Annotated in this window: 10 protein-coding genes; 6 read left to right on the top strand and 4 right to left on the bottom strand. The window is 61.4% G+C overall.

Annotated features, from left to right (window positions below):
* Positions 1-65: 65 nt before the first annotated feature.
* Positions 66-2651: a TRAP transporter permease gene (locus tag Q8O29_RS08605; protein ID WP_305561833.1), complete on the top strand. Its 2586-nt coding sequence runs from the start codon at positions 66-68 to the stop codon at positions 2649-2651.
* A gap of 92 nt (positions 2652-2743) precedes the next feature.
* Here the strand turns inward: Q8O29_RS08605 and Q8O29_RS08610 are convergent, their stop codons facing one another.
* The 3 genes from Q8O29_RS08610 to Q8O29_RS08620 all read right to left on the bottom strand — a co-directional run bounded on the left by Q8O29_RS08610 (position 2744) and on the right by Q8O29_RS08620 (position 5402).
* Entirely contained in the window at positions 2744-3151 is a 408-nt protein-coding gene (locus tag Q8O29_RS08610; RefSeq protein WP_305561835.1) for an RNA-binding S4 domain-containing protein, read from the bottom strand.
* 51 nt (positions 3152-3202) lie between these two features.
* The gene (locus Q8O29_RS08615) at positions 3203-4600 is read right to left on the bottom strand and encodes a sensor histidine kinase (protein ID WP_305562016.1); all 1398 of its coding nucleotides are present in this window, start codon (positions 4598-4600) and stop codon (positions 3203-3205) included.
* A 121-nt stretch (positions 4601-4721) separates the two neighbouring features.
* On the bottom strand, positions 4722-5402 hold the full coding sequence (locus Q8O29_RS08620; RefSeq protein ID WP_305561837.1) for a response regulator: 681 nt from the start codon (positions 5400-5402) through the stop codon (positions 4722-4724).
* A 97-nt stretch (positions 5403-5499) separates the two neighbouring features.
* On the opposite strand from Q8O29_RS08620, the gene Q8O29_RS08625 reads away from it, so the two are divergent.
* The 3 genes from Q8O29_RS08625 to Q8O29_RS08635 all read left to right on the top strand — a co-directional run bounded on the left by Q8O29_RS08625 (position 5500) and on the right by Q8O29_RS08635 (position 8660).
* Positions 5500-6459: a tripartite tricarboxylate transporter substrate binding protein gene (locus Q8O29_RS08625; protein WP_305561839.1), complete on the top strand. Its 960-nt coding sequence runs from the start codon at positions 5500-5502 to the stop codon at positions 6457-6459.
* A gap of 173 nt (positions 6460-6632) precedes the next feature.
* Entirely contained in the window at positions 6633-7154 is a 522-nt protein-coding gene (locus Q8O29_RS08630; protein WP_305561841.1) for a tripartite tricarboxylate transporter TctB family protein, read from the top strand.
* 12 nt (positions 7155-7166) lie between these two features.
* Positions 7167-8660, top strand: a complete 1494-nt coding sequence (locus tag Q8O29_RS08635) for a tripartite tricarboxylate transporter permease (protein ID WP_305562018.1) — start codon at positions 7167-7169, stop codon at positions 8658-8660.
* A gap of 110 nt (positions 8661-8770) precedes the next feature.
* Here the strand turns inward: Q8O29_RS08635 and Q8O29_RS08640 are convergent, their stop codons facing one another.
* The gene (locus Q8O29_RS08640; protein ID WP_305561843.1) at positions 8771-9172 is read right to left on the bottom strand and encodes a hypothetical protein; all 402 of its coding nucleotides are present in this window, start codon (positions 9170-9172) and stop codon (positions 8771-8773) included.
* A 98-nt stretch (positions 9173-9270) separates the two neighbouring features.
* On the opposite strand from Q8O29_RS08640, the gene Q8O29_RS08645 reads away from it, so the two are divergent.
* A complete protein-coding gene (locus Q8O29_RS08645; RefSeq protein ID WP_305561845.1) occupies positions 9271-10368 on the top strand; it encodes a hypothetical protein in 1098 nt (365 codons plus the stop codon).
* Positions 10369-10655: 287 nt separating this feature from the next.
* The gene (locus Q8O29_RS08650) at positions 10656-12155 is read left to right on the top strand and encodes a sigma-54-dependent Fis family transcriptional regulator (protein WP_305561847.1); all 1500 of its coding nucleotides are present in this window, start codon (positions 10656-10658) and stop codon (positions 12153-12155) included.
* Positions 12156-12170 lie beyond the last annotated feature (15 nt).

Raw genomic sequence — 12170 nt, forward strand, 5'->3', positions numbered from 1 at the left:
CTGGGGCCGTTATGGTACCCGGCCCTTTTTAATACAAGACAAAGATCAGCTCTGGAAGGCCTCTGATGGCGCAACTCGAAAAATACTCGACCGAAGAACTGGACCAGCTCGTCAAGGAAGCCGACCTCGGCGGGCGTGAGCCTGGCGGCAAGATTGGTCTGGGCCTGGCCGTACTGGCGGGCGCCTGGTCGCTGTTTCAGGTCTGGTATGCCTCGCCATTGCCTTTCCTTTTCGGCTTCGGCATTCTCAACGATACCGAGGCACGCGCCATCCACCTGGCGTTTGCGATTTTTCTGGCCTTCTGTGCTTTTCCCGCTTTCAAACATTCTTCGCGCAGCGTGATCCCCTGGTCGGACTGGCTGCTGGCGCTGGTCGGGGCTTTTTGCGGCGCCTACCTTTTCCTGTTTTACAACCAGTTGGCACTGCGTCCGGGCTCGCCGACCACGATGGACATCGTGGTCGGTGTGGTCGGTGTGGCCATCATGTTGGAGGCGACGCGCCGCGCCATGGGTTTTGGCATGCTGGTGACCACCGGTCTGTTCATGGCTTTTGTGTTCCTCGGGCCCTACATGCCCGAGGTGATCCAGCACCGCGGCGCGTCGCTGCCTCGTTTCATCTCGCACATGTGGTTGACCACCGAGGGTGTGTATGGCGTGGCGCTGGGCGTGTCAGTGCAGTTCATCTTTTTATTCGTGTTGTTTGGCACCTTGCTCGACATTGCCGGTGCTGGCAATTACATGCTGCAGGTCTCGTTGGCCACGCTGGGCCATTTGCGCGGCGGGCCGGCCAAGGTGGCGGTGGTGTCTTCGGCGCTCAACGGCGTGGTGTCTGGCTCCTCGGTGTCCAACGTGGTCTCGGGCGGCATCTTCACCATTCCGCTGATGAAACGAACCGGTTATTCAGGCGTCAAGGCCGGCGCCATCGAGGCGGCGGCGTCCATCAATGGCCAGATCATGCCGCCGGTGATGGGTGCGGCGGCTTTCCTGATGGTCGAGTACGTGGGCATCCCCTATTCGGAAATCGTCAAGCATGCTGCGCTGCCGGCCGTCATTTCTTACATGGCCTTGTTTTACATCGTGCACCTGGAAGCGCTCAAGTACGACCTGCAGCCGCTGATGCGGGATCGCCAGCCGACCTGGCGCGAAAGGGCGTTGGGCTGGGCGCTGGGCCTGTCGGGCACGCTGGTTGCCTTCGCGGCCATCTATTACGCCATCACGGGTGTGCAATACATTGCGGGCGACGCCGCCGGCTGGGCGCTGGCTGCGCTGGCCGGCGTGACTTATGTGCTGCTGATGGCCTACTCGTCACGTTACCCTGACCTCGCCATTGACGACCCCCTGGTCAAGGAGGTCAAGCTGCCCTTGCCTTGGCCGACCGTGCGCGCGGGCTTGCATTTTTTCATTCCGATTGTGGTGCTGCTGTGGTGCCTGATGGCCGAAGAGCTGTCGCCCGGGTTGTCGGCCTTCTGGGCCACCGCCACTGTCATGGTGATGGTGGTGATGCAGCCGCTGATGCTGTCCATTTTTCGGCCCGATGGCAAAGCGGAAGAGGCGCTGTGTGCCCTGCGGCGCGGCTTGTCTGATTTGTGGCGCGGGTTGGTGCTGGGCGCGCGCAACATGATAGGCATTGGCGTGGCCTGCGCCAGTGCCGGCCTGATTGTCGGTGTCATCACCCTGACCGGCATGGGGCTGATGATGACCGACTTTGTCGAACTGGTCTCGGCCGGCAACATCATCGTGATGCTGCTGCTGACGGCTGCGATTTGCCTGATCATCGGTGCCGGGGTGCCGACCACGGCCAACTACATCCTGGTGGCCACCCTGATGGCGCCGGTGATTGTAGAACTCGGTTCCCGCAGCGGCTTGGTGATTCCGCTGATCGCGGTGCATCTGTTTGTTTTTTACTTCGGCATCCTGGCCGACGTGACGCCGCCAGTGGGGCTGGCCTCGTATGCGGCTGCCGCGATTTCGGGCGATGACCCCAACAAGACCGGATTGCAGGCCACCTGGTACAGCCTGCGAACGACGGTGCTGCCTTTCGTGTTTATTTTCAACCCGCAAATTTTGTTGATCGGCCTGGGCTCCTGGGTCGATGTGGTGCTGGTGTGCGTGACGGCGGTGGCGGCATCGCTGCTGTTCGCCGCCGCCACAATGAAATGGTTTCGCGCCCGCTGCACCTGGCCGGAGGTGGCGGTGCTGCTGCTGGCCACCTTTCTGTTCTTCCGGCCCGACTGGGTGATTGACCAATTTGCGCCCAAATATGTGAGTGCGCCGGCGAGCGACATCTACAAGGTCGCCGACGGCCTGCAACCCGAACAATGGCTGGTGGTGGGAATGGCCGGCGAAACGCTGAACGGTGAGGTGGTGACCAAAACCGTGGCCTTGCCCATGGGTGAAGGCGCCACGGGCCGCGAGCGTCTGCGCGACGGTGGCGTGACGCTCAGCCAGCTCGGCGCGGACCTGGAGGTGGCGGCGGTCAAGTTCGGTAGCCGCGCCAAAAAGCTGGGCGTGGAGCAGGGCTACAAGCTGGTGGAGCTGAAGCTGCCGAACCCGGCGCGGCCCTCATCGCACTGGGTTTTTATTCCGGCGGCGCTGCTGGCTTGGGGGGTGTGGTGGCTGCAGGGCTTGCGGCTGCGGCGTGGACGGCCCTGAACAGGTCCGGGGTCTGAACCAACTTTTTTTGAGACAAATCGGCCTCCACCCCATGACTGGCGGTCATAGATAGCTATCAAAAGAGGAGCTAATCAGGAATCCACCGAGGCGCTCCAACGGTCGCCCCAGTTCTTGCCCCCGGCTTTGTCCATGCTGCGGCGGTCGCGTTTGGTCGGGCGGCCGTGTTCGATGCTGGCGGCAGGCTCGTTGTTCATCCGGCGCTGCTCGGCGGCGGCTTCCCGCAGTCGCAGGCTCTCCGGCGTTTCTTCATAAAGCTGCTGCGCGACGGGTGCTGCGCCGCGTTGCTGGCTCAAGCCCCGGATCACGACCGTGCGTGTCACTGGTCCCTGGCGCATGGCGACGGTGTCGCCGGCCTTGATGTCGCGCGCCGGCTTGGCCTCCAGGCTGTTGACCCGGACCCGGCCCTTGGCGATTTCGTCGGTGGCGAGAGAGCGGGTCTTGTAGAAGCGCGCGGCCCAGAGCCACTTGTCAAGGCGCATAAGGAGGAGCCCTTAGCGGACTGCTGGGATAACTAAGCTGCTTTTTCTTCATCAGCCAACATTGTGAACCAGCGGCAGCCGCACCGTCGCATCCAGCCCGGCAATACGCCCATGGTCTTCGCGGTTTTCCAGCGTGATGCTGCCGCCCAGCGCCTGGGTGATCTCACGGCAAATCGCCAGGCCCAAGCCTGAGCCCTGGCGCACGTCGCCGGCAGAAAACGGCTCGTACAAGCGGGCGGCCAGTTCGGCGCTGATGCCCGGCCCGCCGTCGCTGACGGTCAAGGCCGCGTACGAGTTGTCGCTGACCAGGCGCACGCTCAGTGCGCCGCCGTGCGGGCTGTGCTTGATGGCGTTGTGCAGCAGGTTGCGCGCCAGCTCGCGCAGCATCCATTCATGGGCGTGCACGGTCGCTGGCTGGGTGATGATTTCAAAATCAATGTCCTTGTCGGCCAGCAGTGGCGATACATCGACCACGACCGCGCGCAGCAGCGCTGGCCAGTCCTGGGCCTGTGCATCGGTCTGTTGGCGCAACTGCTCAACCTTGGCCAGCGCCAGCATCTGGTTGGCCAGCACGGTGGCGCGCTCGACGGTGCCTTCAATCTCCTGCAGTGCCTGCTGCGGCGCCACGTCACCGCGCAGCGCCGACTGCACCTGGGTCTTGAGCACGGCCAGCGGCGTGCGCAACTGGTGCGAGGCGTCACGCACAAAACGCTTCTGGTGCTCGGTCAGATTCTGCAGGCGCTGCATCACCTGGTTGGTGGCTTCGATCAGCGGCAGCAACTCGCGCGGCGCGTCGGGCGCGGCCACCGGCGTCAAATCGCCTTCGGGTCTGGCCTTGAGCTCGCCGCTGAGCCGGCGCACCGGCCGGGTGGCGCGCTGCACCACGACGATCACGACCAGCACAATCACGGCGATCAGCAGCGCCTGCCGCCACAAGGTGTCGAGCAGCACCTTGCGCGCCAGCGTCTCGCGCAGCGCCAGCGTCTCCGCCACCTGCACCACCGCCATGCCACGGCCCTGCGCGCTGGCCACGGGCTGCAGCAGCACCGCCACCCGCACCTCGTCGTTGCGGAAACGGTCGTCGTAAAAAGCCACCAACGCCGCATAGGCGCCCTGGTCGGGAATGCGGCCGCGCCAGAAAGGCAGCTCGCCAAAGCCCGAGATCACCTCGCCTTGCAGGTTGGACACGCGGTAGACCAACTGACTGCGGTTGTCGGCCTCAAAGGCTTCGAGAGCGGAGTAGGGCACGGTGGCGCGCAGCACCGACAACTCGTCATAACCTTCAACATCAAGTTGCTCGCCGATGGTCTTGGCCGAGGCCAGCAGCGTGCGGTCGTAGGCAATATTGATGGCGCCCAGGGTCTGGCGGTACAGGCTGACGGTGTTGATGACGATCAGGATGCCGATGGGCAGCAGGATGCCGAGCAGCAAATACCGGCGCAGCGACATTGCCCCCACGCTTGTCGCTTCGCGTAATACGCTGCCCCCCGAGGGGGCCGTGCTTGCTCGGGGCGGCCCTTCGCTGCGCACACTCACCCCCCGTGCTTCTTGGAGTTCTGGTGGCGGTTGCTCAGGCATCGGTCTTGAGCAGGTAACCGAGCCCGCGCAGCGTCATTAGCGTCACGCCGGTGTGTGCGAGTTTTTTGCGCAGGCGGTACACCACCACCTCAATCGCTTCGTAAGCGACCTCGACCTGGCCGGGAAAGACCAGGTCGAACAGCCGCTCCTTGGTCACCGCATGGCCTTTTTTCTCAAGCAGGGCCTTGAGCAGCGCCAGCTCGCGCGGCGCCAGGTCCAGCACCTGGTCTCGGAAGTAGATCGCACCGCTCTCTTTTTCATAGCTGATTGCGCCCGCTGCATAAGGGCTGGAGGTCGATTCGGCTGTGGATCCGGGACGGCGGCGGTGCAGGGCGCGCAGCCGGGCTTCGAGCTCGTCGAGGTCAAACGGTTTGGGCAGGTAGTCGTCGGCCCCCAGGTTCAGGCCCATGATGCGGTCGCCGACGGTGCCGCGCGCGGTCAGGATCAGCACCGGTGTGTGCAGCCCGCCGCGCCGCGCTTGCTCCAGCACCTGCAGGCCGTCCAGGCCAGGCAGGGTTAGGTCCAGCAGGATCACGTCGAAGGTGGACGACTGCCACTTCTCCAGGGCCACCCGCCCGTCGCCGCAGGCCTCGATCTGGATGCCGCGCCGCCCCAGCGCGCGGACCAGCGTAGTGCGCATGGCGGCATCATCCTCGACCAAAAGCAGTTTCATGGGCCGGACATTAGCACCTTATTTCACGTTTTTGGACAGCCGTTTGACAGCTAAGCGGCGCATGATGCGTTGGTCAGCAAAACACAAGGAGACATTCATGCGTCGCGACACCTTCCTCAAATCCATGGCTGCCCTGGCGGCCGCCGCCACCCTTCCGCTGCCGGCCCTGGCCTCGGCCAATGTCAAGATGATGATTCCGGCCAACCCCGGCGGCGGCTGGGACACCACCGGCCGCGCCCTCGGCAAGGCGCTGCAGGAGTCCGGCGCGGCCTCCACCGTGACCTACGACAACAAGGGCGGCGCCGCCGGCGCGCTGGGGCTGGCGCAGTTCATCAACGGCAGCAAGAACGACCCGAACGCACTGATGGTGATGGGCGCCGTGATGCTGGGCGGCATCATTACCGGCAAGCCGCCGGTCAACCTGAGCCAGGCCACGCCAGTGGCGCGCATCACCAGCGAGTACAACGTGTTTGTGCTGCCCGCCAACTCTCCGTTCAAGACCATGAAGGACGTGGTCGAGCAGCTCAAGAAAGACCCCGGTAGCGTGAAGTGGGGCGGCGGCTCGCGCGGCTCCACCGAACACATCGCTGCGGCCATGATCGCGCGCGAAGTCGGTGTCGATCCGTCCAAGATCAACTACGTCGCCTTTCGCGGCGGCGGCGAGGCGATTGCGGCCATCCTGGGTGGCAACGTCACCATAGGCGGCAGCGGCTACAGCGAGTTTGCCGAGTACATTGCCAGCGGCAAGATGCGCCCTTTGGCCGTCACGTCGGCCACCCGCCTGAAGGGCGTCAACGTGCCCACGCTGAAAGAGCAGGACATCAACGTGGTGATTGGCAACTGGCGCGGCGTCTACGGCGCACCCGGCATCACTGCGGCGCAGCGCAAGGAGCTGACCGACAGGGTGCTCAAGGCGCTCAAGTCCAAGGCCTGGGCCGAGGCGCTGGAGAAAAACAACTGGACGCCGGCTGTGCTGACCGGCGCCGACTTCGAGAAGTTTGTGGACGACGACTTTGCCAGCCTGCGCGCAACCATGGTCAAGTCGGGCATGGTCTGAGCGGACCGGTTTTAACCAACCCAATCAACACGTCCCTTCCCGGCTGTCATCCCCGGACCTGATCCGGGATCCATGTCAGCTGAGCCTCCGTCCGTGGGGTACAGCCGGCATGGATGGCGGGTCAAGCCCGCAATGACAGCGTGTGGTGTGCAGCCCTTCCAGCGAGGCCGTCCATGACTCCCCACCCCCTTTCCCCGGCGCAAAGCCGCCTGCAGGCTCTGGTCGGCGGCGGCGTGTTGCTGCTGGCGGCCGGCCTGGCTTTCGGCGCCGTCAGCATTCCTTCGGCCGCCGGTTATGCCGGCGCCGGCCCCAACTTCCTGCCCTGGGTGGTGTCGCTGGCGCTGGCCGTGTGTGGCGGCTTCCTGGTGTGGGAGGCGCTGAGCGGCGGCTTTCGCGAGATGGCGCCGCCCAGCGACACGGCACCGGCTTACTGGGCCGGCTTCGCCTGGGTCTCGGCCGGGCTGCTGACCAACGCGGCGCTGATCACGACCATCGGATTCATTTTGAGCTGCACCTTGTGTTTTGTGCTGGCGGTGCAGGGCCTGCGCGGCGCGGAAGGGCACACCGGGCTGGAGCCCAAAACCTGGCTGAAAAACGCCGCCATCGGCCTGGCGATTTCAGCGCCGGTGTACTGGGCCTTCACGCAGTTCCTGGCGATCAATCTGCCGGGCCTGACTTCCACCGGGTGGCTCTGAGTCAGAACAATGATGGACATCTTCAACCAGCTTCTGCAGGGCTTCGCCACTGCAGCTACACCGATCAACCTGCTCTGGTGTTTTGTCGGCTGCGCGCTCGGTACCGCCGTCGGCGTGTTGCCCGGCATCGGCCCGGCCGTCGCGGTGGCCATGCTGCTGCCCATCACCGTCAAGGTCGAGGCCACGGCGTCGATGATCTTTTTTGCCGGCATTTATTACGGCGCCATGTACGGCGGCTCCACCACCTCGATCCTGCTGAACACGCCGGGCGAGACCGCCAGCATGGTCACGGCCATGGAGGGAAACAAGATGGCCAAGAGCGGGCGCGCGGGCGCGGCGCTGGCTACGGCCGCCATCGGCTCGTTTGTAGCGGGCACGATTGCCACGGTGATCGTCACGCTGTTTGCGCCCATCGTCGCGGAGTTTGCCGTCAAGCTGGGGCCGCCCGAATACTTCATGCTGATGCTGCTGGCCTTCACCACCGTCAGCGCGGTGCTCGGCAAAAGCGCGGTGCGCGGCCTCACGGCGCTGTTTGTCGGCCTGGCAGCGGGCTTGGTCGGCCTGGACCAGATCACCGGCCAGGCGCGTTACACCGGCGGCGTGCCAGAGATGCTGGACGGCATCGAAATCGTGCTGGTGGCAGTCGGCCTGTTCGCCGTGGCCGAAGCCATGTACGCCGTGCTGTACGAGGGCCGGGTTGTTGATTCGCAGAACAAGCTCAGCAAGGTGCACATGACGGCCAAAGACTGGCGCCGCTCCTGGCCGGCGTGGCTGCGCGGCACGGCGATAGGCGCACCGTTTGGTTGCATCCCGGCCGGCGGCACCGAGATACCGACTTTCCTGAGTTACGCGACCGAGAAAAAGCTGGCGAAAGACAACACCGAGTTTGGAACCAAGGGCGCCATCGAAGGTGTGGCCGGCCCGGAAGCTGCCAACAATGCCACCGTCACGGCCGCGATGATCCCGCTGCTGACGCTTGGCATCCCGACGTCCAACACCACAGCCATCCTGCTCGGCGCCTTCCAGAACTACGGCATCCAGCCCGGCCCGCAACTGTTCAGCAGCTCGTCGGCCTTGGTCTGGGCGCTGATCGCTTCGCTCTACATCGGCAACGTGATGCTCTTGGTGCTGAACCTGCCGCTGGTCGGCCTGTGGGTCAAGCTGCTGAAAATTCCCAAGCCTTATCTGTACGCCGGTATTTTGATTTTTGCGACCGTCGGCGTCTACGGCATGCGGCAAAGTGCTTTTGACCTGTTCCTGCTCTACGGCATCGGCGTGCTGGGTGTGGTGATGCGGCGCTTCGATTTTCCGACGGCACCGGTGGTGGTCGGTATGATCCTCGGCCCGCTTGCCGAGGCGCAGTTTCGCAATGCGATGTCGATAGGCGAGGGCAGTGCGATGGTGTTTTTGCAGCGGCCGATGTCGGTGAGCTTGCTGGTCATCGTGGTGGCGGTGCTGGTGTTGCCGCGTGTGGCCAAGGCCTTGTCGGCGTGGCGTGCGCGGTAGACCGGCACTGCTTGAGACTGAAAATTAAGTTTGACTAGACGGGTTGTCAGATAAGCTAAGGTAAATTTATTCGTGAAAGCTCGTTGCGAAAAATTTGTTAATGGCAATCTTTAGTAGAGCATTAGCCCCAACAAATCACCGTAACCCCATATCAAAGTTCCCACAACTAGAAACCCAGCCCCTAAAAAGCCAGCTCTCTGATCAAGAGCATGCTCCAGAAATTGCCGTTTTGTGTCTTCGCTATATGCCACTTTGAGTTTTTGCCCAGCCGCTGTCTCATTTGTCGAAACGATAGTTACTCGCGCAAAAGAAATAGCTGCGCCGCCGACCCCATGCGATCCCAAGCGAACAATACTTCTGTATCCCAATATGGCACCAACCAAAACAATCACTGAGCCAGAGCGTTGGAACCAAAACCATGACTTGTTGCCCATATCTTGGTGAATCGACAAAAAAACCGTAATAACGGTTATTGTCAGAAGGACTGGCATGCTCAATAAAAGTTTTTTCATTCCCATCCTTTTTTAATAGAGGTCAACTAGATCTCTTTTGAATTAAAGAGTGTTCCGCGATAGCCTTCCACACACGCTTTACGTAATTGGGAACAGGTATGTACAAAAGAGATTGGTCGACGTACATGGTCAAGAGTGTTATGGCAGAGCGCGAGGAAGCTAAGTGGCCAACTCTCTCAGAAGAGCAACTTCAACAATATAACGAAAGTAAACTCATTGGGTGGCAGGCTTTAGTCTTGCATTTGCCGGCACCAATATTCGCCTTGACTGCCCGAGTATTCAATGTTTTTGAAGTTTCTCAAAACGGAAAACGGGCGCGGCTTTATCCCCCATTTCAGCTAAATCACTCAGAGGTAGAAAGCGCTGCTTTTAAGAATGCTTGGCTTCCCGAGGGACACATGGAGGTTAATCATTGCGTACAAATTGGAGACACTGCAGTAAAAGGACTGCAGATTATTCCGGGCTTTGATGTTAGTGCTTCTTTTTACCAGGGAATGCGTATTGATGAAGAGATGGGATTCAATACTCCAAAGGTCGTTAACGCTTTGATGGAGCATATCTGCCAACAAACTGGGCAGTGGTGGTTGAGAGGCCGAACCAACCCGTTCAAAGGCATGGTTCGTTTGGGGTGTGAGGTCAATAAGGACTTCACCATTCGCGAAATCTTGAAGCATTCTGGTCAAAAACAGCTTGAATCAACTTGGATGGGCGTAGACCAGAGTCTTCGCCCTGATGGCTTTGCGCTGCCTTTGACAAATAGCCTTTGGCTTCGCTGTTGTCACGATGTTTCAGTAGGTTTAAAAGCAGACTCTGCCCTACTGACATTTTACGACGCGGTTAATAACTTTATGAATAGCGAAGATGAACTTTGCGTGCTTAATCTGGCTATCTCAATTGAAATTATGGCGAATAAAGTTAGGCTTTCAAAGGGGCAGCATCCGGCGGCTGTCCCCCAGCTTTTGAAAACCAGCGAGTTATTCTTGAAGGAAGATCGGGCTTTGATTCAAAAAATGTATGCAGATCGCAACAATGTTGCCCATGGAGGAAGGCCACTTTATCTTGGGAAAACTGAAGCCGTATCAATAGAAAAATATCTGGAAATCGTTCTCGCTGTGAAGTCTAAATATATGGAATGTTTGAAAGGCACTGCTTGGCATCGTCTGTCGCAGATCGACGCGACTCCTGCTCGAAAATGAACCGGCCGTGAGAATTCTCAGTTACTTTGATTCGAGCGTTTATGCGCCTGAATGAATGTGTGAAAAGCGGCCAGACATCTCGCAACAAGTTGGCTATCAATTAATTTAATTTTGATTGCGTCCTTGGTGGGACTGGACACTAGCTGCAGAGCATGTCGCTGCCTTTACCCTAGATTTGGGATTAGTCGTCGTCAATGATGAGTTGGAGCGGATGATGCCCATAGGTTTGACCCGTTTGGCAATTGGCTTGAGAGCCAGCATGGCTCGATGGGCGTTACCATCGATGCATGGAACAGCTTGACACCACAACGCATGGCCTGCCGCGCGATGCCCAGAGCATTCTGGAGCTGGCGGCGCGGTCCATGTTTCATTTGTTCTCCAGCATCAGCCAGGGCATGTTTCTGGTGGACCGCAGCGGCCGCATCGTCTGGGTCAACGAGGGTTACAAGCGTTTTTTGCCGGCGCTGGGCTTTTCGTCGGTCGACCAGTTTGTCGGCCACATGGTGGAAGAGGTCATCCCGAATACGCAGATGCGGCGCGTGCTGGAAACCGGCGAAGCCTTTCTGATCGACCTGCTGACCAACCGCGCCGGCACCTTTGTCGTCAGCCGCATTCCGCTGCGTGACGAAAGCGGCGACGACATCATTGGCGCCATCGGCATCGTGCTGTTCGACCACCCCGAGACCACGCTGCAGCCGCTGATCAGCAAGTTTGCGCTGCTGCACCGCGACTTGGACGACGCACGCAGAGAGCTGGCCAGCCAGCGCCTGCAGCACACCGGCGGGCAGCGCCAGTCCAAACACACGTTTGCCAGTTTCATAGGCACCAGTCCGGCGGCGGTCGAGGTCAAGCGCCAGGCGCGCCGCGCCGCGCAGACCACCAGCCCGGTGCTGCTGCTCGGCGAGACCGGCACCGGCAAGGAGTTGCTGGCCCATGCCATCCATGCGGCGTCGAGCCGCGCGCGCGGGCCGTTTATCAGCGTCAACATCGCGGCCGTGCCCGACACGCTGCTGGAGGCCGAGTTTTTCGGCGTGGCGCCCGGCGCCTATACCGGCGCCGACCGCAAGGGCCGCGACGGCAAGTTCAAGCTCGCCGACGGTGGCACCTTATTTCTCGACGAGATCGGCGACATGCCGCAGGCGCTGCAGGCCAAGCTGCTGCGCGCCTTGCAGGAAGGCGAGATCGAGCCGCTGGGATCCAACAAGCTGATTCCGTTTGACGCGCGGCTGATTGCCGCCACCTCGCGCGACCTGGCGGTGCTGGTGCGCGAAGGCAAGTTTCGCGAAGACCTGTTTTACCGCCTCAACGTGTTGCCGGTGCGTGTGCCACCGCTGCGCGAGCGGCGCTCCGACATCCCGGCGCTGCTGGAGGTGCTGGGCGAGGAAATGACCTTGCGCAGCGGCGACCGCCAGCCTGAACTGTCGGCCGATGCGCTGGCCTTGTTGTCGGCGCAAACCTGGCGCGGCAACATCCGCGAGCTGCGCAATGTACTGGAGCAGGCCGCCATGCGCAGCGACTCGGCCAACATCGAACGGGCGCAGTTCGAGCAGGTGCTGAAAGAGGCCGGCATCGAACGTATCGCACCCGCGCCCGCCGCGCTTGAAGGCGCGGACCTGTCGGCAAGCGACCCCCTGCGGCCGCTGGCCGAGCAGATTGCGCAGGTCGAGCGGCGGGCGATTGCCGCCGCTATGGAGGCCACGGGCGGCAACAAACTGGCGGCGTCCCGGCTGCTCGGAATCTCCCGCGCCAAGCTGTATGAACGTCTGGATAACCCTGATCAAAAATAAGGCAATTGCCTGAAA

The sequence above is a fragment of the Polaromonas sp. genome, from assembly GCF_030689685.1.
Lineage (GTDB): Bacteria > Pseudomonadota > Gammaproteobacteria > Burkholderiales > Burkholderiaceae_C > Polaromonas.